20 protein-coding genes are annotated in these 20,949 nt (G+C 58.7%); 19 read left to right on the top strand and 1 reads right to left on the bottom strand.

Annotated features, from left to right (window positions below):
* Positions 1-5: 5 nt before the first annotated feature.
* Positions 6-623 (bottom strand): DNA-3-methyladenine glycosylase family protein, encoded by a 618-nt coding sequence (locus A6F69_RS11085; RefSeq protein ID WP_067601236.1) that lies wholly within the window; start codon positions 621-623, stop codon positions 6-8.
* Positions 624-732: 109 nt separating this feature from the next.
* Between A6F69_RS11085 and A6F69_RS11080 the strand changes: the two genes are divergently transcribed.
* From A6F69_RS11080 to ftsA, 19 genes are all read left to right on the top strand, one after another.
* Positions 733-1,050 carry a 2Fe-2S iron-sulfur cluster-binding protein gene (locus A6F69_RS11080; RefSeq protein ID WP_067603006.1) on the top strand — a complete coding sequence of 106 codons (318 nt, stop codon included), beginning with the start codon at positions 733-735 and terminating at the stop codon, positions 1,048-1,050.
* A 42-nt stretch (positions 1,051-1,092) separates the two neighbouring features.
* The gene (locus A6F69_RS11075) at positions 1,093-2,106 is read left to right on the top strand and encodes a cysteine synthase A (RefSeq protein WP_067601232.1); all 1,014 of its coding nucleotides are present in this window, start codon (positions 1,093-1,095) and stop codon (positions 2,104-2,106) included.
* Positions 2,107-2,138: 32 nt separating this feature from the next.
* Positions 2,139-2,519 carry a hypothetical protein gene (locus A6F69_RS11070; RefSeq protein ID WP_245638240.1) on the top strand — a complete coding sequence of 127 codons (381 nt, stop codon included), beginning with the start codon at positions 2,139-2,141 and terminating at the stop codon, positions 2,517-2,519.
* Positions 2,494-3,303, top strand: coding sequence for a hypothetical protein (locus A6F69_RS11065; RefSeq protein ID WP_067601229.1), 810 nt, complete (start codon positions 2,494-2,496; stop codon positions 3,301-3,303). The genes A6F69_RS11070 and A6F69_RS11065 overlap by 26 nt, the downstream gene beginning before the upstream one ends.
* A 457-nt stretch (positions 3,304-3,760) precedes the next feature.
* Positions 3,761-4,165, top strand: a complete 405-nt coding sequence (locus A6F69_RS11060; RefSeq protein WP_342669857.1) for a division/cell wall cluster transcriptional repressor MraZ — start codon at positions 3,761-3,763, stop codon at positions 4,163-4,165.
* On the top strand, positions 4,162-5,124 hold the full coding sequence (gene rsmH / locus A6F69_RS11055) for a 16S rRNA (cytosine(1402)-N(4))-methyltransferase RsmH (protein ID WP_067601223.1): 963 nt from the start codon (positions 4,162-4,164) through the stop codon (positions 5,122-5,124). The genes A6F69_RS11060 and rsmH overlap by 4 nt, the downstream gene beginning before the upstream one ends.
* Positions 5,125-5,126: 2 nt before the next feature.
* Complete coding sequence (locus A6F69_RS11050) at positions 5,127-5,654, top strand: hypothetical protein (protein WP_245638239.1); 528 nt, start codon at positions 5,127-5,129, stop codon at positions 5,652-5,654.
* Complete coding sequence (locus A6F69_RS11045) at positions 5,651-7,405, top strand: peptidoglycan D,D-transpeptidase FtsI family protein (RefSeq protein ID WP_067601217.1); 1,755 nt, start codon at positions 5,651-5,653, stop codon at positions 7,403-7,405. Before A6F69_RS11050 ends, A6F69_RS11045 begins: the two co-directional genes overlap by 4 nt.
* Entirely contained in the window at positions 7,405-8,877 is a 1,473-nt protein-coding gene (locus A6F69_RS11040) for a UDP-N-acetylmuramoyl-L-alanyl-D-glutamate--2,6-diaminopimelate ligase (RefSeq protein WP_067601215.1), read from the top strand. Before A6F69_RS11045 ends, A6F69_RS11040 begins: the two co-directional genes overlap by 1 nt.
* Positions 8,874-10,364, top strand: coding sequence for a UDP-N-acetylmuramoyl-tripeptide--D-alanyl-D-alanine ligase (locus tag A6F69_RS11035; protein ID WP_067603001.1), 1,491 nt, complete (start codon positions 8,874-8,876; stop codon positions 10,362-10,364). The genes A6F69_RS11040 and A6F69_RS11035 overlap by 4 nt, the downstream gene beginning before the upstream one ends.
* A gap of 9 nt (positions 10,365-10,373) precedes the next feature.
* Positions 10,374-11,444: a phospho-N-acetylmuramoyl-pentapeptide-transferase gene (gene mraY, locus A6F69_RS11030; RefSeq protein WP_067601212.1), complete on the top strand. Its 1,071-nt coding sequence runs from the start codon at positions 10,374-10,376 to the stop codon at positions 11,442-11,444.
* A gap of 7 nt (positions 11,445-11,451) precedes the next feature.
* A complete protein-coding gene (gene murD / locus A6F69_RS11025) occupies positions 11,452-12,810 on the top strand; it encodes a UDP-N-acetylmuramoyl-L-alanine--D-glutamate ligase (protein WP_067601209.1) in 1,359 nt (452 codons plus the stop codon).
* Positions 12,807-14,033, top strand: coding sequence for an FtsW/RodA/SpoVE family cell cycle protein (locus tag A6F69_RS11020; RefSeq protein ID WP_083984779.1), 1,227 nt, complete (start codon positions 12,807-12,809; stop codon positions 14,031-14,033). Before murD ends, A6F69_RS11020 begins: the two co-directional genes overlap by 4 nt.
* Positions 14,030-15,325 (top strand): undecaprenyldiphospho-muramoylpentapeptide beta-N-acetylglucosaminyltransferase, encoded by a 1,296-nt coding sequence (gene murG, locus A6F69_RS11015; protein WP_067601206.1) that lies wholly within the window; start codon positions 14,030-14,032, stop codon positions 15,323-15,325. The genes A6F69_RS11020 and murG overlap by 4 nt, the downstream gene beginning before the upstream one ends.
* Positions 15,322-16,764, top strand: a complete 1,443-nt coding sequence (gene murC, locus A6F69_RS11010) for a UDP-N-acetylmuramate--L-alanine ligase (protein ID WP_067601195.1) — start codon at positions 15,322-15,324, stop codon at positions 16,762-16,764. The genes murG and murC overlap by 4 nt, the downstream gene beginning before the upstream one ends.
* Positions 16,707-17,669 carry a UDP-N-acetylmuramate dehydrogenase gene (gene murB, locus A6F69_RS11005; protein WP_083984778.1) on the top strand — a complete coding sequence of 321 codons (963 nt, stop codon included), beginning with the start codon at positions 16,707-16,709 and terminating at the stop codon, positions 17,667-17,669. Before murC ends, murB begins: the two co-directional genes overlap by 58 nt.
* Complete coding sequence (locus A6F69_RS11000) at positions 17,666-18,652, top strand: D-alanine--D-alanine ligase (protein ID WP_067601192.1); 987 nt, start codon at positions 17,666-17,668, stop codon at positions 18,650-18,652. The genes murB and A6F69_RS11000 overlap by 4 nt, the downstream gene beginning before the upstream one ends.
* Entirely contained in the window at positions 18,639-19,559 is a 921-nt protein-coding gene (locus A6F69_RS10995) for a cell division protein FtsQ/DivIB (protein WP_067601189.1), read from the top strand. Before A6F69_RS11000 ends, A6F69_RS10995 begins: the two co-directional genes overlap by 14 nt.
* Positions 19,559-20,839 carry a cell division protein FtsA gene (gene ftsA, locus A6F69_RS10990; protein ID WP_067601186.1) on the top strand — a complete coding sequence of 427 codons (1,281 nt, stop codon included), beginning with the start codon at positions 19,559-19,561 and terminating at the stop codon, positions 20,837-20,839. The genes A6F69_RS10995 and ftsA overlap by 1 nt, the downstream gene beginning before the upstream one ends.
* Positions 20,840-20,949 lie beyond the last annotated feature (110 nt).

Raw genomic sequence — 20,949 nt, 5'->3', positions numbered from 1 at the left:
TCAGCTTACAACGCCGGATTGGCGTAGAAGTGCCAGGTGAAGATCGCCATTGCCCCGCGATGCGGGCTCCATTGTTCGGCCAGTTCGCGGGTCGGCTTTTCCTTGGGACGCTCTGGCAGCTCGAGCAGGCGCTTGATGCCTTCCTGTACTGCCAAATCTCCAGCGGGCCAGATATCGGGGCGGCCTTCAGCGAACAGCAGATAGATCTCGGCTGACCATCGCCCGATCCCCTTGATGCGGGTGAGTTCTTCAATCGCCTCTTCGTCATCTGCGGGCAGATTGTCGAAGTCCAGCTCGCCTGCAGCAACGAGTTCGCACAGGCTCCGTGCATAGCCCTGTTTCTGGCGCGACAGGCCACAGGCACGTAGCGTGTCGAAGTCGCGTTCAAGAATGCAAGTGGGCTTGAAGTCGGGTCCAAGCTCGGTCTCCAGCTTGTTCCACATAGATGACGCTGCGGCGACTGAGACCTGCTGGCCTACTATGGTACGCAGCAAAGTCTTATAACCTGTATCGCGGATGCGCGGTTCCGGATAACCCACGCGTTCAAGCACGCCGGCGACGCGCTTGTCATTGCTCGCGACAGCATCCAGACCGGCTCTTATTTTTTCAGCGCTCAGGCCCACTAACTATTCCCCTAGCTTGCAAATCAGGCCACACCTGCTTAGCAGCCCGCTCGAAGTGTATTTAGGGCTCCCTCCGCTGATTGCCCACCGCAAAAAGGAAGATGCAAAGATGCCGAAGCTGACAGTCGTCAATCGCGATGGTGAAGAATCGACAATCGATGTCGAAGACGGCCTGACCGTTATGGAAGCGATCCGTGACAACGGATTTGACGAATTGCTTGCCCTGTGCGGCGGTTGCTGCTCTTGCGCGACCTGCCATGTCCATGTCGACGAAGGGTCGATGGACAAGCTGCCGGCGATGAGCGAAGACGAAGATGATCTGCTGGAAAGCTCGGATCACCGCAATGAAACTTCGCGCCTGTCATGTCAGATCCCGTTCACTGCGGATCTGGACGGCCTCAAGGTAACTATCGCACCTGAAGATTGATCTTCATTGCGGGACAGGCCGGGACAGCCTATTTCCTCCAGCATGAATATCACTCAGCCATTTGGCTCGACGCTCGAACTGATCGGTAACACGCCGCTTGTCCTGCTCAAAGGAGCTAGCGAGACAGCTGGTTGCGAGATCTACGGCAAATGCGAATTCGCGAACCCCGGTTCTTCGGTTAAGGATCGGGCAGCGCTCTACATGATCCGCGACGCAGAAGCGCGCGGAGACCTGAAGCCCGGCGGAACAGTCATTGAAGGTACGGCCGGTAACACCGGTATCGGGATTGCGCTGGTGGCCAATGCTCTGGGCTACAAGACGATCATCGTCATGCCGGACAATCAGTCCAAGGAAAAAATGGACACGCTGCGCGCGTTGGGCGCAGAGTTGGTGCTTGTCCCGCCAACCAAATATGCCGATCCCAATCATTTCCAGCACGTTTCGCGCCGCATGGCAGAGGAAATGGATGGCGCAATCTGGGCAGGCCAATTTGACAACACAGCCAATCGCAAAGCCCATATCGAAGGCACCGCGCCAGAACTGTGGGAACAGTTGGGCGGGAAGATCGATGGGTTTACCTGCGCCGCGGGTACTGGTGGCACGATTGCCGGTGTTGGAATGGGGCTGAAAGCGCTGGACGAAAATGTGCGAATTGCGCTCACCGATCCGCACGGTGCGGCGCTGTACAACTATTTCGCGCATGGTGAGCTTAAGGCAGAGGGATCTTCTGTCGCCGAGGGAATCGGCCAGGGGCGGATCACTGCTAACCTGGAAGGCGCACCGATCGATGATCAGTTTCGCATCTCCGATCAGGAGGGACTGAAGTGGGTCGCGCAGATGCTTCGGGAAGAGGGGCTGTGCCTTGGCCTTTCATCAGGCATCAACGTTGCCGGTGCGGTCGAGCTCGGTAAGAAGCTGGTGGCTGAAGGGCGCCAGAATGCACGCGTGGCGACTATCCTATGCGATACAGGCTTCCGCTATTTGTCGACGCTCTACAATGCCGATTGGCTGCGTTCGAAAGACTTGCCGGTATTCGATTGGCTCGAAGCCGATTGACTGCAGAGTGATAGGCAGTAGCCTTACGCACAATGGAAAGGCCCGAAATCTTCAAGCTCCCGCGATTGCGCGGCTTATCCGATCCGCTGAAAGACGCGGATCGCGCAGGCCCGCTTGGCGGTTCGCGGGCCGAAGCAACGCAACGCTTGCAAGTGGGATTGTCCGGAATTGCTGCGATGATCTTGCTAGTCGGCCTCGCCAACATCATTCAGGATCGCGCGCGCGTCACCGAACAAGCGGCGGTGCCTGACGCTGCGCCAACAACGGAGCCGGTCGCGGCTCCTGCGCAGCGTGACCCATTGGCTGATGCGGGCGTCGTGCCCGACCTTCCGGTAGAGCCGGTAGTCACGCCGGAAACCGATCCCTTGCTCGAAGAAGAGCAGAGCGATGTCACCAATTCGCCAGCACAGTAAAATCGCGATTGTAGCGCTGGTCGCGGCAGCCGCAGTACTGTTGTTCGTCTTTTGGCCACGCGCCGACGATCCTGAAGCGCCAATTGAGCGCCATCCGCTAGCCTTGATGACTAGCCTGCCGATCTATTGGCCTGAAGGTGCGGACATTGCGTCGATAGTCGGCGGCGCGGGCGAACAGCCTTGGGTCCGGACGGTTATTGAACGACGCTATGAATTGGTCCCGCTTGATAGCCTGAGTGCCGCGGCTGATGGCGAATCTGGTCCGCTAAACGGGTTTGATCGCTTGCTTTTGGCGCAGCCGCGCGGGCTCAGTCCGGCAGATAATGAGGCATTGGACAGCTGGGTTCGCGGCGGTGGGCGTTTGCTCTATTTACTCGATCCCATGTTGACCGGGCAATACTCCGTACCGGTCGGCGATCCCAGACATCCCACGCTGGTCGGACTGGTTCCGCCGGTCATCCTTCGCTGGGGACTTGCGATGCAATATCTCGATCAGCAACCGTTTGATCTGCATGAGGCGAGCTATGGGGACGGCTTGCTACCGGTCCAGCTTGCAGGTGACATTCTGATACTCGATGAAGCCGATGGATTTAGTGAGGAGCAGCTTGCCGCACGCGGGTCCTGCGAAGTGCTGGGGGAAGGGTTGGCGGCGCGGTGCAAGGTAGAAAAAGGACAGGTCTTGGTTGTGGCGGATGCCGCAGTGCTTGAGATGTTCGAGCCCACTGGCGAGACACAGCAGCAGCTGCTTGACCTGCTCGATGTCGCGTTCGAAGTGAGCAATTAGGACGGTTCTGGGGATTTCACGGGAAGAGTGGCGCAAGAACGAGTCGCTGCGCTCAAATAGGACGGTAAAACAGGGGATTGCCCCTATTTTCTACCAAATCGGAGCGACTTTGGTCGAAATGAAGCGTAAGATAAAATTAATTATAACAATAACTTACAGCTTTATCCCGTAATTTCCCGCAAAAACCCCTTCCATCCCCATGCTCCCCGCGATATGACCGTTTTCCATCGGACATGAGGTTTCGTGCTGCGCTCTTGCATCGAAGAGCGCGCTGCTTGCGTTTGCGCGCGGGCGGCGAGGGCGAAGCTCTGTCTGATTTCGGTGAGGGATGGGGCCTTCACCGAACAGGGTTCAGGGTGGAGAGGGACAAGTGTCTTTCGCAGGATATAGTGGACAGGCCTTTTCGCCCGCGGGCGATAAGAACCGCTTTGTCTTGCCTCCTGCCTTCCGGAAAGCCGTGAAAGAGTCCTCGGGCGGCAAAACGCTGTGCCTGACCAAGCATGACCGGTGGAATTGTCTCGTCGGTTTCGGGCTTTCGCGCAAGGAAGAGTTCGAGCAGCAGCTCGACCGTGAAGAGGAAATGGCGTTCAAGTTTGGGCGCGATTTTGATCGAGAGACCCGCTCTTCGCAATTGAACGGTTTTTCCGAGCTGTCCTTTGACGACAGTGGGCGCTTCATCATGCCGGACTTTCTGCGTGAACTCGCGGACATCAAGGACGGGCTATATTTCCAGGGTGGCGGACGCTTCTTCACGATCTGGAACCCTGCCGAGCTTGCGCGCATGGGCGATGATTGGGCCGCGGCCAAAGCGGCCTGCGCGGCACTCGTCGCCGAAGCCAAGGCAAAGGGGGGCAAAAAGTGACCTCCGAGAAATCCAGCGCAAATGACGCTCCACACATTCCTGTTCTTCTTGACGAAGTTATCGCTGCGCTTGATCCGCAGCCGGGTGACGTGATCGTCGATGCAACATTCGGTGCGGGTGGCTACACCCGTGCGCTGCTTGATTGCGGCGCAACCGTCCATGCCTTTGACCGCGATCCGGATGCGATCGCGCAAGGCCGCGGATGGGCTGAGGCGCGTATTACCCCTCCGCGTCTCGTGCTCCATCCGCGGTGCTTTTCCGAAATGGTCGCTTCGCTCGCCGAAGTTGGCGTCGCACAGGTCGATGGCGTGGCCATGGATATCGGCGTGTCTTCAATGCAGCTGGATCAGGCAGAGCGTGGTTTTGCCTTCTCCGCAGATGGCCCGCTCGACATGCGCATGAGTCAGGAAGGCGAGAGCGCGGCCGATTTTCTCAACGCAGCATCGGACACTCAGATAGCGGACGTGCTCTATGAATATGGCGAAGAACGCCAATCGCGCAGGGTCGCGCGCGCAATCATAGCTGCACGTCCGCTTACCACTACCGGCGATTTGGCGCGGGTGGTGCGTAAGGCGCTGGGTTACAAGCCTTCGGACAAAAAGGATCCGGCGACGCGCACGTTCCAGGCGGTGCGCATCCATGTGAACGGCGAGCTTGATGAACTGCGTGAGGGGTTGGTTGCAGCGGAGCAATTGTTGCGCAACGGCGGAAAACTGGCCGTGGTCAGCTTTCACAGTCTGGAAGACCGTATTGTGAAGCGGTTTCTGCGCGATGCTTCGGGCCGCTCGGGCGGTTCGCGATACTTGCCCGAGGCAGACACGCAACCGGCGATCTTCACGCACATCTCAAAGGCAATCCGTCCGTCGGATGCTGAAATCGCGCGCAATCCACGCGCACGCTCCTCCACACTTCGCCATGCTGTCCGCAGCGAGGCACCAGCACGAAAGGCAGCCGCATGAATATGACCGGATCCCGTTTGCGCCAGATTGGCTGGCTGGTTGTCCTGGCCGCTGTTGCAGCGCTGTTCTTTGCGCTCAGCTTTCAGGTCCATGCGGTGAAGAGCGAAGTGCTGCTCGCCGAGCGCCAGATCATCGCATTGGAACGCGAGACAACGATGTTGGAAACCGAATTTCAGGCACGCGCAAACCAGCGTCAGCTGTCAGAATGGAATGCGGTTGAATTTGGTCTGCTTGCGGCTCGCCCCGATCAGTATGTCGAGAGCGAACGTCAGTTGGCTGCCTTTGGTGAAAAGCGCGGGCTTGCAGCGCCAGCTCCGATCCGCGTGGCCTCGGCTGACTTGCCAAAGGCTGAGAGCGGGCCGCGTGAAATGCTTTCACCAGTATCCGGGCGCCCGGTCACTCTGGCTGCAGTGGACGCGCCTGACACCGCCACAACGTTTGCCGAAAGTGTAGGGGAGCTGCTCGCTGAAGCATCTCCTATTCGACCTGCGCAAGCGCGCACGTTTCTAAGTGCAGAGGCGGGTGAATGAACGCACTTTCGGCCAACGCAGCCATCAGCGGCGGTAGGGCCCAACTTGTTACATTCCGCAGGCAATCGCTAAAGGAAGCGCGTTGGCGCGTGCTTTGGATTGCGATCGTGTTTGCTGTGGTTGCGGTCGCGGCCCTGCTGCGTATTGCGTATCTGGGGCTGGCTGATCATGGCCCAGTACGCACTTCTCTTGAGGAAGCTTTGCTGCCGCCGCGCGGAGAGATCACGGATCGCAATGGTGTGCCGCTGGCCCGTGCGTTTCCCGCATATGCCTTGTGGTTCAACCCACAGGCAATGGGTGATGATGGCGCACCGCTGGTAAAGTCGCCGCAGGAAGTTGCTGCGCGTCTCAAGGCGATTTTTCCCGAGATCGACGAGATTGACGTGGCTGAACGTCTGGCAAGTGGCAAGGCAGGTTATTTGCGCCGCCGTGTCCTACCTGAAGATGCCAATAAGGTGCAGGCGATTGGTGAGCTCGCGCTCGAAATGCCGCGCGAGAATGACCGGCACTACCCGCAAGGCAGATTGGCTGCGCATGCGCTGGGCTATATCAATTCTGATGGTCTGGGCCAGGTGGGCATGGAGCAGGTGCTGCATGACCAGCTGTCCGATCCGTTGACGCGCGGTGAAGCTGTCCCGCTTGCGCTGGATGTGCGGGTGCAGGGTGCGCTGGAAGACGAACTTGGCCGCGGTATGTTGGCAGTGAATGCGATCGGTGCTGCTGGCATCGTACTTGATGTCGACACTGGTGAAGTGGTCGCGATGGCTTCTCTGCCCGAATTCGACCCCAATGCCGTGACCAAAGATGACCTGATGCAGTCAGAGGCGGCCGCAGCGCGCGGCGAAAATGCACCCGTTTTCAACCGCGTAACGAACCAGGTTTACGAGCTTGGCTCAACCTTTAAGCCGCTGACGTTTGCGGCGGCGTTGGATGCAGGCATCATCGGCGACTTCGCCGAGCGATGGGATGCAACGCCGGTCCAGGTCGGGCGCACCATTATCGATGACATGAAGCCTAAGGGTGAGACGCTCAATGTGGCGGAAGCCATGATGTATTCATCGAATACAGTCACGGCCCGGATCACCGACGAATTGGGTGAAGAGCGCCTGCGTCGCACGCTGATGGATCTGGGCATGCATGAACGGCCTTACATCGAACTTCCTGCGCGCGGTATGCCTATATGGCGCAACGATCGCTGGGGCCGGGTGACCAGTATGACGGTCGGATATGGTCATGGCATTGCGGTTACGCCGCTGCATCTGGCCAGCTCATATGCAGCGATGGTCAATGGTGGCATTTGGCGCCCGGCGACCATGCACAAGCTTGCCCCCCAGTATGTGCCGCGCGGCCGCCGGGTCTTCAAGGCGTCTACCTCCGCACAAATGCGCCAGTTGCTGCGAATGACAGCGCTTTATGGAACAGGGACATTTGCTGACGCCGATGGGTATCGCGTTGGTGGCAAGACCGGGTCTGCTGAAAAGCCGACGCGTGGCGGTTATCGCCGCACTGCATTGATTTCGACATTTGCTGCAGCCTTTCCGATGGACCGGCCTCGCTATGTTGTCGTCGCGATGCTCGATGAGCCGCGGGGGACCGTTGCCAGCTCATTCCAGCGCACAGCGGGTTGGACCGCGGCCCCGATCGTAGGCCGGCTGGTGCCCCGCATTGGCCCACTGCTGGGCGTGCGCCCCGACAACAACCGCGATGTCGATCTAACTGACCTCAAGCGCCTTGTGCCGGAGGATCATTGATGAAGTTGGGTGTCCTGTCAGACAAAGCAGGTATCGCGCTGCAAGAAGGTGCCGAGACGCAAGTCACCGGCTTTGCCATCGACAATCGCAAGGTTGCACCGGGAACGGTGTTCGGCGCTTTTCAGGGCGCGCGTGTAAATGGTGAGGATTTCATTCCGGCAGCTGTGAAATCAGGTGCAGTCGCTGTTGTTGCGCGACCTGAGGCGACTGTATCGGGTGCGGTGCACATTGCTGATGCTGAACCGCGCCGCGCATTTGCGCATCTGGCGGCGGCTTTCTTTACCCCTGTGCCGGAACATATTGTTGCAGTTACGGGTACCAATGGCAAAACCTCTTGCGTCGAGATGACGCGCCAGCTTTGGCGCATGTGCGGAGAACGCGCGGCGAGCATCGGCACGCTGGGTGTAACGACACCAGATGAAAGCGTTTCGACAGGGCTTACCACGCCCGATATCGTCACGTTTCTCAGCAATATGAGTGGCTTGGCGCGCGAAGGCGTGACTCATGTTGCTTACGAAGCGTCCAGTCACGGGCTCGACCAATTCCGCAACGAAGGGGTCCATGTAGCCGCAGGAGCTTTTACCAACTTCAGCCGGGACCACCTGGATTATCACGGCTCGATGGAAGAGTATTTCGAAGCCAAGATGCGCCTGTTCGACGAAGTGCTCGAGCCGGGTGCAGCTGCGATTGTCTGGCATGACAAAGATGCGGGCGAGTGGACCAACAAGGCTATTGAGCGCGCGCAGAAGCGCGGCTTGAATGTCCAAACTGTCGGTACGAATGGCGATTTCATTACGCTCAAGACCAGAACACCAACTCAGCTGGGCCAGATGCTTGAGTTGGAGCATGAAGGCTCATCCCGAACGATCAAACTGCCGCTGATCGGCGCCTATCAGGCGGCCAATGCATTGACCGCCTGTGCGCTAGCAATCGCGACGGGCGCACCGCCATCTCAGGTCTTTGACGCAGCAAGCCGCCTACAGCCGGTTCGCGGCCGCCTGGAGCGCGCAGTCATCACCGCGCAAGGTGCGCCGGTATATGTCGATTATGCGCATACGCCAGATGCGCTTGAGGCAGCGATTGCAGCTTTGCGTCCCCACGTCGAAGGCAAGCTGATCACAGTATTCGGTGCTGGCGGTGACCGCGATCAGGGAAAGCGTGCCGCAATGGGCGTGTCCGCGGCAAAGGGTAGCGAAATCGTGATTGTCACCGACGACAATCCGCGTGGCGAAGATCCTGCGTCCATTCGCTCTGCGGTACTCGAGGGTGCGCCCGAAGCGATCGAAGTCGCTGACCGCCGTGCCGCAATTACGGAGGCCATCCGCCGCTCGGATACCAAAGATATCATCCTTGTCGCCGGCAAGGGTCACGAACAAGGACAGATAATCGGGTCGGGAGAAAGCATGCGGATATTGCCGTTTGATGATGTGCAAGTGGCGCGCGAATGCGCCGCGGCGGAGGCGCAGGCATGAGCGTTCAAGGATCTGCAATGCGCGTTCTGCGCAACTGGCCCATTGCGAGGCGCGATGCGCTTCCCGCTGCGCTATGGAGCGCGACCGAGATCGCAGCAGCGACCGGCGGCACCGCAAGCCATGAATTTCAGGTCTCAGGCGTCGAGATGGACAGCCGTGATGTGAAGCGGGGCGATTTGTTCATTGCGCTCAAGGGCGACGCCATGGACGGCCACAAGTTTCTGCCCCAGGCTTTTGCCAATGGCGCCGTTGCAGCAATCGTCGATCGTCCGGTCGAGTACCCTCATGTGCTTGTCAAGGACACGACAGCAGCGCTTCACGCGCTGGCGCATGCCGCTAGGGAGCGAAGCCCCGCGGTGCGCATCGGCGTAACTGGTTCTGTCGGCAAGACCGGCATGAAGGAGGCGATTTTCCTCTCGCTCGACCGTGCAAGTCGCGGCGCCGCACATCGCAGCATCCGCAGCTACAACAACCATGTCGGGGTGCCTCTGACGCTCGCGCGTATGCCAGCCAGAGCCAAGTTCGGGGTGTTCGAAATGGGAATGAACCACGCTGGCGAAATCGCGCCCTTGGCAGAGCACGTTCGCCCGCACGTCGCGCTGATCACGACTATCGCTCCGGCACACATAGAGAACCTTGGCAGCATGGAAGCCATCACCGCAGAGAAGGCCTCTATCTTCTCTGGCTTGGTTTATGGTGGCACAGCGGTCATTCCGGCTGATAGCCCTTACTGTGAACAGATGTGCGACATCGCGAAGACCTACGGCGCGAAAATTATCACTTTCGGAGCTGCGAAAGATGCCGATGTCCGTTTGCTGGATGCTATCCCCAGCGCCAACGGCGGATCTCTGGTGACAGCCGATCTGGGTGATACCCGTGTATGTTATTCGGTCGCAGAGCCTGGCGAGCACTGGATAGCGAACTCGCTTGGCGTCATGGCGGCAGTGAAGGCCGCTGGCGGCGATCTGGGCGCTGCGGGCTTGGCGCTTGCGGAAATGGGCGGGCTGAAGGGGCGCGGCGCGCGCCATCAGATTGCTGTTCCTGGCGGCAAGGCGCTGTTGATTGATGAGAGCTACAACGCCAATCCAGCATCGATGCGGGCGACGTTGAAAGCGCTGGGTCAGACGCCTGCAAACCGCCGCGTCGCTGTATTGGGCAGTATGAAGGAATTGGGTGACTTTGCAGCGAAGTTTCACGCTCAACTGACCGAACCCTTGAGCGAGGCAAAGGTCGATTTTGCGGTCTTGGTTGGTGAAGAGATGCGCAGCCTTGCTGCGGAGTTGGGGAAAGCCTCTGCGGCATCGCTTGGCATTACCCATGGCTTCGCGCATTGCGATAACCCTGCCGAGGCGATTTCAGCCTTGAACGAGTTTGGTATCACACAAGGTGATGCAATTCTGGTCAAAGGTTCCAACTCAGTCGGACTCGGCGCGCTGGTGTCACACTTTACCGGGATTGGCGGGCCGCTCGCCCAGTCCAAGACCTAGGAATATCGAATGCTTTACCTGATCGCCGAGTGGCTGGGTTTCGAAGGTGTCTTGAACCTTATTCGCTACCAGACCTTTCGTGCGGGTGCGACGCTGATCACTGCTCTGTTCTTCGGGCTGATTATCGGGCCACGCTTCATCAATCTGTTGCGTGTGCGGCAGGGCAAGGGACAACCAATCCGCGAGGACGGCCCGCAAAGCCATTTGGCGAAACGCGGTACGCCGACAATGGGCGGATTGCTCATTCTGGTGGCGCTGAGCTTTTCGCTTCTGCTTTGGATGGATCTTACCAATCCACTGGTTTGGGCATGCCTCGCGGTCACTGTGGGCTTTGGCCTGATCGGCTTCCTTGATGATTATGACAAGGTCTCGAAGGCGAGTCATCGTGGTGTGCCGGGTCGGGTACGCCTGCTGCTCGAATTCATTGTCGCCGGGGTGGCTAGCTACATTATCGTCAGCCAAGTCAGCACGAACCTATACGTACCTTTCTTCAGCGGGGTATCGATCCCACTGGGCCCCTTCTATTTCGTGTTTGCGGCCACACTGATTGTGGGCTTCGGTAATGCAGTGAACCTGACAGACGGGCTGGACGGATTGGCGATCATGCCTGTGATCATCGCGGCGGGCACCTTTGCAATAATCGCCTATCTTGTCGGCCGTGTCGACTATTCTGAATATCTCGGCATTCCCTATGTCGAAGGCGCTGGCGAACTGGCCATTTTCTGCGCGGCTATCATGGGGGCGGGATTGGCCTTCCTATGGTTCAATGCACCGCCAGCGGCGGTATTCATGGGCGATACCGGGTCTCTGGCATTGGGCGGAGCGCTGGGCGCTATCGCAGTTGCAAGCCATCATGAAATCGTGCTGCTGATCGTTGGCGGGCTGTTCGTCGTCGAAACCGCCAGCGTCATTATTCAGGTGTTTTGGTTCAAGCGGACGGGCAAGCGTGTGTTCCGCATGGCTCCCATCCACCACCATTTCGAACAACTCGGCTGGAGCGAAAGCAAGGTCGTGATCCGGTTCTGGATCATCGCTATTGTGCTCGCGATGGCGGGGCTCGCAACCCTGAAGGTAAGGTGACGCAGGGGTGATCACCGCGAAGGCCTTCTCAGGAAAATCTTACGCGGTGCTTGGCCTCGCGCGCTCTGGCGCAGCGACGGTCGAGGCTTTGCTGGCGAGCGGTGCACGCGTTGTCGCGTGGGACCGGCAGGATGTCGCGCGCGAACCGTTTGAGGGGCGCTGCGAGCTGGCAGACCCGTTGGAAATGGACCTGACGGGATTTGACGGTGTCGTGGTCTCACCCGGTGTTCCGCTCAACACCCACCCCATCAAACCGCACGCCGAGAAATTTGGCGTGCCGGTGATTGGCGATATTGAGCTGTTCGCGCTCGCACGTGCCGAACTGCCGCCGCACAAAGTTGTCGGGATTACCGGCACCAACGGTAAATCAACCACAACTGCACTGGTGCACCATATCCTGAAGACAGCCGGAGTGCCGACCACGATGGGTGGCAATATCGGCTTGCCGATCCTGGCGCAGGAGCCGCTACCCGAAGGCGGGGTCTATGTGCTCGAGCTATCGAGCTACCAGATCGATCTGACCTATTCGCTCGATTGCGATGTTGCAGTGCTGCTGAATATCACGCCCGATCATCTGGATCGGTATGATGGCGATTTCGAAAAGTACCGGGCTTCGAAGCTCAGATTGTTCGAATTGCAGATGGCATCTGACCCGATGCACATCGCAGTGACAGGGGAATTCATACCACCAGAGCCCGATGGTCTGCATGTACTAATTCCAAACCACAGGCTCATGTATTCGCTGGATTATTCTGATAGGCAACCGAACTGGCCAGCTTTGCGCGGGCCCCACAACCACCAGAATGCAGCCAGTGCAATCTCCACATGCAAAGCGCTAGGTCTGTCTGAGAGCGCGATTGAAGAAGCCCTCCGCACGTTCACCGGGCTTCCTCACCGGATGGAACTTGTCACGCGCCACGAAGGCGTGCTTTACATCAACGACAGCAAGGCAACCAATCCGGACAGCACGGCTCCAGCGCTCGCCGCTTATCCGCCCGAGAACGGCAAACCGCGTATCCACTGGATTGTCGGTGGTTTGCCCAAGGAAGACGGGCTTGGCCCATGCGAGCAGCATCTGGGCAATATCGCGGCGGCTTACACCATAGGCGATGCCGGTCCGCGTTTTGCCGAATTGCTTGAGCCGCATGTGCATGTCGAGCGCGCCGAAATGCTTCAGGAAGCAGTCAGCCGCGCCAAGGCATCAGCGCAATCGGGAGACGTCATCCTGCTTTCGCCAGCCTGTGCCAGTTTCGACCAGTTCCGCGATTACGAAGCACGCGGTGCGGCATTCCGCCAAGTTGTCGCCGTCCTGACTGGCGCAAGCGAAGAGATCCAAAGCGCCTCACAGGCGGGGGACACGGTATGAGCACTGTCAAACCCTACATCCCGCGCCAAGGCGGCAGAGCCCCCGTCAACCCGCATGCGAAACTCAATTGGCGGGACGAGCTGCGCATCTGGTGGCGTGAGATCGACAAAGTGTTGCTTGGTTTGATTCTCGGATTGATGCTGTTGGGTACAGCCGCGGTGGCAGCGGCATCCCCTGCGAGCGCCTCTCGCCTTTCGACCAGTGAAGTGCAGCTGAGCGAATTCTACTTCCTGAAACAGCATATCGTTTGGCAGTTTCTGGGGCTAGGCGCGATGATCGGCGCTTCAGTTCTGTCGCGCGACCGTGCACGACAGGCGGGAATTCTGCTCGCATCGATCATGCTGGTTTTGCTGGCCTTGGTCCCGATTTTCGGATTCGAGCGTAATGGTGCGCAGCGCTGGCTTGATCTGGGATTTTCGCTGCAACCGTCGGAATTCTTGAAGCCTGGCTTTGCGATCCTGCTGGCGTGGATCCTGAGCTTGCGCTTGCGCGATCCTGGTCTGCCGGTGCTGCCAATGGCTACAGCTGTCATGCTGCTGATCGGCGCGCTTTTGATGATGCAGCCCAACCTTGGAGCGACATTGTTGTTCGCTGGCATCTGGTTCGTGTTGGTATTGCTTTCCGGCATCAGTGTGCAGCGACTAAGCGCGCTGGTTGGCGCAGGCATTGCCGGCCTCACTGCGACGTATTTCCTTTACGATAATGCGCGCCACCGGATTGATGCGTTCCTTGGTGGTGGCACAGCGTTTGACCAGGTCGATCTGGCGCAGCGTACGCTGATGGCGGGTGGCTGGACCGGAACAGGTCTGTGGCTGGGCGTGCGCAAGATGAACCTGCCTGAAGCGCATACGGATTATATCTTCTCCGTCATTGGTGAGGAATTCGGCCTGCTTGTGTGTGCGGTGGTAGTCTTGCTTTATCTGGCGATCATCTGGCGCGTACTATTGCGGCTTGTTGATGAGGAGAACCTGTTTGCTGTGTTGGCAGCAACCGGATTGGTAGCTGCGGTTGGCGGGCAGGCATTCATCAATATCCTTGTGAATCTGCAGCTATTCCCGTCCAAGGGCATGACCTTGCCGCTAATCAGCTATGGTGGGTCATCGACTATCGCCATGTGCCTAACAATTGGGCTATTACTCGCAATCACGCGTCGCAACCCGTTCCTGAAGCGGGAGACGCCTGGTCTGAAAGCGATGATGGAACGCAAGGAGGATGCTGCATGAGCGGCGCACAGCGCACAGGCTCAAGCCGTCATTTCGTATTGGCAGCCGGCGGGACAGGTGGGCACCTGATCCCGGCATTCGCGTTGGCAACCGAGCTTGATCGACGCGGGCATCATGTTGCGTTGATTACAGATGAGCGGGGGGCAGCGATCCCGGGCAAGCCCGATTTCCTGACCGCGCATGTGATCCCAGCAGGTCGTTTTGGCAAGAACCCGCTGCGCTGGTTTGGCGGGCTGAAGGCGCTGCTAGAAGGGCGGCGCATGGCGCTGCGTCTGTTTGAAAGCTTCGATCCCACTGCCGTCGTGGGGTTCGGCGGGTATCCTGCCGCTCCAGCCATGCTGGCAGCAAGTTCCGCAGATATCCCGAGCGTCATCCACGAACAGAACGCTGTGCTGGGCCGGGTCAATCGCATGATGGCGGGGCGCGTCGATGCAATTGCCACGGCCTTTCTCGAGATTGAGCGTTTGAAGCACAAATATGTCGACAAGGTGCATCTGGTTGGCAACCCGGTGCGCGAAGAAGTGCTTGCGCTGCGCGATGAGGACTATCCGCCATTCACAGAGGATGGCCTTCTCAAGGTTTTGGTCACCGGTGGGAGTCAGGGCGCGAGCATTCTGTCTGAAGTGGTACCCGATGGATTGGCGATGCTGCCACCCGCGCTGCGTCAGCGCCTGCAGGTTACGCAGCAATGCCGGCCAGAGGATCTGGACCGAGTTCGCGAGCGCTATCGCACGCATGATATTCCAGCAGAACTGGGGACATATTTCGAGGATATGGAAGAGCGGCTGGCAGACTGTCATCTTTTCATCGGACGGGCAGGCGCTTCGACCATTGCTGAACTGACTGCGGTTGGTCGTCCGGCGATACTTATCCCGCTGCCTATCGCGACCGACGATCATCAAGCCGCGAATACGCGTGAGATGGTGAAGGCAGGCGGAGCGCGAATGATCCGCCAGCCGGCAGTCACAGTGGGCGAGATCAAAGGGCTCGAAGACAGCGATAACCGCGCACGGCTTGCTCAATCCGAAGCGATGCAGAAGCTATCAAAGGATATATCGCTACAGATTCAGGCGATGGCCAAAGCTCCGCAGACGCTCGCCAATGCTGCCCATGCGGCCTGGAATTGCGGGCGCCCGGATGCGGCCAAGGACCTTGCCGATCTGGTCGAAAGCTTCGGCGGGGCAGACATGATGGACGTGATCCGGGTGGGCGAGAACGCGCGTGATGCAGTGGCTGAACGTGCGAAATCAGCTTCGCATGCGACGCGCGACATTGGGGGTGACGCGGAATGAAGGGGGTCGGTACTGACATCGGCGTAATTCATTTCGTCGGGATAGGAGGAATTGGCATGTCCGGCATTGCCGAGGTCATGCATAACCTTGGCTATCAGGTGCAGGGCTCTGATCTCAACGAAGGGCCTAGCGTAGAGCGGCTGCGCGCACGCGGTATCGAGATAAAGATCGGGCACGAGCGCGAAAATGTAGATGGCGCTGCCGTTGTTGTTACCTCGACCGCTGTGCGCCGCACCAATCCCGAAGTTGCCGCGGCTTTGGAGAATCGCATTCCCGTGGTGCGCCGTGCCGAGATGTTGGCTGAATTGATGCGATTGAAGTCGACCATCGCCGTAGCCGGCACACACGGCAAGACCACGACCACCAGCATGATCGCGGCTCTGCTCGATCGTGGCAATGTTGATCCAACGGTAATCAATGGCGGAATTATCGAACAGTACGGCTCTAATGCGCGCATGGGCGATAGCGACTGGATGGTGGTCGAGGCTGACGAGAGTGACGGTAGCTTCCTGCGTCTTGATGGCACGATCGCCGTAGTCACCAATATCGATCCCGAACATCTGGATCACTATGGTGATTTCGATGGTGTAAAGCGTGCCTTCGTAGAGTTCATTCACAACGTTCCATTTTACGGCGCGGCAGTACTTTGCATCGATCACCCCGAAGTGCAGGCGGTAATCGGACAGGTGCGAGATCGTAAGGTTGTGACCTATGGCTTCTCGCTTCAGGCCGATATTTGCGGAGTGAATGTCCGCTCCAAAGCTGGCGGAAATCAGTTCGATGTGATCGTGCGCCAACGCGGTGAAGAAGATCGGCGGATCGAAGGGGTCCATTTACCCATGCCCGGGCGCCATAATGTGCAAAATGCGCTCGCAGCGATAGCCGTGGCAATCGAAATGGGTTGCCCGGATGATGTGATCCGGGAAGGGTTTGGAAAATTCGGCGGAGTGCGTCGCCGCTTCACCAAGGTAGGCGAAGTCACTTGCGACGGTGGAACCGCGACGATCATCGATGATTATGCCCACCATCCGGTTGAAATCACCGCCGTGCTGAGCGCCGCACGAGAGGCCGTGGGTGGCGAGAATGGCGGACGCGTGTTCGCAGTTGCGCAGCCACACCGTTTCACGCGCTTGCGCGATTTGATGGATGAATTCCAGAACTGCTTCAATGACGCCGACGCTGTCTTCGTCACGCCGGTCTACACTGCCGGTGAGGACCCGATTGAGGGCGTCGACGCGGCGGCGCTTGTCGCGGGGCTCAAATCGCGCGGGCATCGCTCTGCCGTTACAGTCGCGGATTCTGCCGGTCTGGCTAAGGAGCTGGCGGGCGAGTTGCGCGGCGGTGATATTGTCGTATGCCTGGGCGCTGGCGACATTACGAAATGGGCGGCCGGACTTGCCGATGCGATCGAACAGGCGCGCGGAGGGGGCCGTTTGTGACGATTGCCAATTTCCCTCAGGTTCGCGGCAAGCTCACCCGCCATGCACCGCTTGCGAAGCTGGTGTGGTTCAAATCAGGTGGCGAAGCTGATTGGTTGCTTGAACCCGCAGATATCGACGACCTGCGTGACTTTCTGAAAGCAATGGATGGTGCGCTGCCCGTTATGCCTCTGGGTTTGGGCTCGAACCTGATCGTACGCGATGGCGGTGTGCCCGGCGTCGTTGTGAGACTGGGCAAGGCGTTTTCCAGCGTTGAAGTGCTGGAGGGCAACCGGATGCGCTGCGGTGGCGGGGCCAGCGGCATTCTGGTGTCATCGACGGCACGTGACGCCGGCATTGCCGGACTAGAATTCTTACGCGGAATACCGGGCACTGTCGGTGGCTTCGTCAAGATGAATGGCGGAGCCTACGGACGCGAGGTTTCCTCCATCCTGATCGAATGCGATGTTGTGATGCCGGACGGTGAGCTGGTTACGTTAAAGGCGGCTGATTTGCACTATACCTACCGCCATTCAGACTTGCCCGAAGGGGCTGTTGTGGTTTCAGCCCTATTTGAAGGCGAAGCAGGCGACCCCGCCGCCATTGGTGCCGAAATGGACCGTATCGCCGCAGCGCGCGAGCAGTCACAACCGCTTCGCACCAAGACCGGTGGCTCGACATTCAAGAATCCGGACCCCCATGAAGCAGGCGGTCGCAAGGCGTGGGAACTGGTTGATGCAGCGGGCTGCCGAGGGCTGACCATTGGCGACGCACAAGTATCGGAGAAGCACACCAATTTCCTGATCAACAAAGGCGAAGCGTCGAGCAGAGATATAGAAGCGCTGGGTGAAGAAGTACGCCGTCGCGTTTTGGAAGACTGTGGTGTCGAATTGCAGTGGGAAATCCAGCGGGTGGGGCGCAAATGAGTGCTCTTCCCAAGCTTCATGTCGCAGTTCTGATGGGCGGTCCGGCGAACGAACGTGAAGTGTCGTTGATGAGTGGTAATGGTGTGGCCAATGCGCTTGAGGGCAAGGGACACCGAGTAACGCGTATCGATCTTGATAAAGGCGTTGCTGCGCGCATCACTGAAACTGCGCCGGACGTTATCTTCAATGCGCTACACGGCGTTCCGGGGGAGGATGGCAGCGTGCAGGGCATGCTGGACCTGATGGGGGTGCCTTACACGCATTCAGGTCTCGCGACCTCGGTAATCGCGATTGATAAGCAGCTTACCAAGATGGTCTTGCAGCCGCACGGCATACCTTTCCCAGGCGGACGGATCGTGTCGCGCGAAGAGATTTTTGAGCGTGACCCGCTCCCACGACCATATGTTCTGAAGCCGGTCAATGAAGGCTCATCTGTAGGGGTTGCTATTGTCACGGATGATTCCAGTTACGGCAATCCCGTCTCTCGCGATTCAGCCGGTCCATGGCAGGATTTCAAAGAGTTGCTTGCCGAGCCATTCATCAAAGGGCGCGAGCTGACCACAGCAGTGATCGATACGCCGGAAGGTCCAAAGGCGCTGGGCGTCACGGAACTTGTGATCGACGCCGGCTTCTATGACTATGAGCACAAATATACTGACGGGAAGACAGTGCATGTATGCCCTGCGCATATTCCGCCAGAGATTGCTGCCCTATGCGAACAATATGCGCTGATCGCACATCATCGGCTGGGCTGCAGTGGAGTTAGCCGAACCGATTTTCGCTGGGATGACGAGCAAGGTGAAGAGGGGCTTTTCGTTCTCGAGACGAATACGCAGCCCGGAATGACTCCGCTCAGCCTGGTCCCTGAGCAGGCAGCAAATGCCGGAATGGAATATGCGGACCTGGTCGAAGCTGTGATCACTGCTGCACTGCTGAAGCATGCGCCTGAGAAGCTGTCAGGAGGCGCGAATGGCGACGATTAAACGCGGGGCAAAGGGCGCTCGCCGCACGGCGAAAGCTAATGCCCGTGCGAATACGGCGCGTAAGGCAAAGAAGACGACCGGTGGTTTCATCGACTGGTTGATGGGGCTGCTGCCTTTCACTGAAGAGCAGTTGCAGCGTATCTTCCTGTGGCTGATCATCATTCTGGCGCTCGCGGCGGCGTGGTTCATTGCGAACATTTCCGGTGCGACTGCGATGGTGCAGGCGCAAATCTCACAGTCTGCTGCCAATGCCGGTTTCGAAGTGCGACATGTGCGCGTTTCGGGTGTCGAAAGGATGAATGAGGATCGCGTTTACGAACGTGTGGTCAGCCAACGCAATGAGCCGATGCCCGATGTTGATGTTGTCGCGATCCGCGAAGAATTGTTGGAGCTGCCTTGGGTTAAGGACGCGCGCGTATCGCGCCAGCTCCCGGGTACCTTGGCGATCGATATAGTCGAGCGTGAACCGCACGCCGTGCTGCAAAGACCAGACCATCTGGTGTTGGTTGACGTCGATGGTAATGAGCTTGAACCGATACGCCGCACTGCGATTGGGGAGAGGCTGGTAATCTCTGGCCCGGGTGCTGTGCGTCAGGTCCGCCAGCTTGACGATCTGCTCGAAGCAGCGCCTGCCATTCGGCCACAGGTTCGCGCTGCGGAATGGATCGGCAATCGCCGCTGGAACCTGACCTTCAAGACCAATCAGGTGCTCGCTCTACCACAAGGTGATGATGAAGCGGCCACTGCCCTCGTTTCGTTTGCGCGGCTGGATGGGCAGAACCGGCTGATTGGCGGCGAAGTGACCACTTTCGACATGCGCGCACCGCCGCGTATTTACATGCGCATCCCTGGGCGCGCGGATCAGGTGCTGGGTGGCAGCCCGCAAGATGGAGAGACCACCAACTGATGGCTAGCACGCGTTTCACTCGCTATTTCGGTGCCGTAAACACAGGTTCTTTCCGCATCTCGGCCATGATCATGGGGCAAACCGAAGATGGCGAGCTTCAGGTCCTTGGCTCCGGTCACCGCGCGTCGAACGGGATCAAGCGTGGCTATGTGACCGATATGGCCGCGGCAACCTATGCCATTCGCGATGCCGTGGAACGAGCGGAAAAGAATGCCGGCACGAGCGTTCAAAGCGTCTGGGTCGGATGTGCGGGGGCTGGCCTTGCAAGCCAGGTTTCCAAGGTGGAAATCGATATCGGTGGCAGACGTATCGAAGAGGAAGATATCGAGCATCTGCTGATCGCTGCGCGCGATACCATTCAGCCGGACGGACGTATGGTGCTGCACGCGCAACCTGCCCACTATACGCTCGATGGCGCGCATGGTGTGGCCAATCCCAAAGGTCTGCATGCAGAACAGCTGGGCGTGGATGTCCATGTTATGCTGGCTGACGGTGCGCCTGTGCGGAACCTGATCGAAGCCGTGCAAAGCGCGCATCTGGATGTCGAGGCAATCGTCGCTGCACCCTTGGCTGCTGGCTATGCCTGCCTCAGCGAAGAAGAGCGGGAACTGGGCGTTGCGATGGTTGAGATCGGTGGCGAGGTTACCAATGTGTCGGTTTATGCCGGCGGTATGCTCCTGGGACTAAAGGCGCTGCCATTTGGCTCGGGCGACATCACAGATGCAATTGCTTCGGCCTTTGGTGTGCGCCGTTTTCAGGCGGAACGGCTCAAGTGCGTATCCGGTTCGGCTATCGCCAGTCCAACCGATCACAGAGAGATGATCCCCATCAATGGTCCGGGTGATGACGAGGCGGGGCCTTTGGCGCGCGGCGCCGATGACAAGAACCGCATTGCACGTGCCGAACTCGTTTCGATTGTGACACAGCAATTGTCTGTTTTGACGGATGAAATCGGGCGAGCATTGAAGGGCATGGGGTTTACTGGGATGGGCGGCGGCCAAGTTGTGCTGACTGGCGGTGGTGCTGAACTGGCGGGGCTCGCCGAATTCGCTCAAGGCGCTTTGGGTATGCCGGTTCGTATCGGCAAATCGCCTGCGTTGACCGGACTGCCAGAGGCCCATTCGACGCCTGGTTTCGCGACCTTGGCCGGACTTTGTCTTTATGCAGCTGACGACCCGATCGACATCCGTAACATAGGCGAGAGTCGCATGCGCACTTCGCGTCTGGGAGGCGGTCTCGGGCTCAGTCGGTTGTTCCGTGCTCTGAAGGAGAATTTCTAGTCCGGTTAGAGCCGCAAAATGGGCCTGTTAACCACTGTGGATAAGGGACAATACGCTATCAACCGGACTTTATCTTTGTGGCAATGTATGACGCGTAATTTAGGGCCATT

Source organism: Altererythrobacter ishigakiensis (assembly GCF_001663155.1).
Lineage (GTDB): Bacteria > Pseudomonadota > Alphaproteobacteria > Sphingomonadales > Sphingomonadaceae > Erythrobacter > Erythrobacter ishigakiensis.
This window is presented reverse-complemented; position numbering and strand designations above follow the sequence as displayed.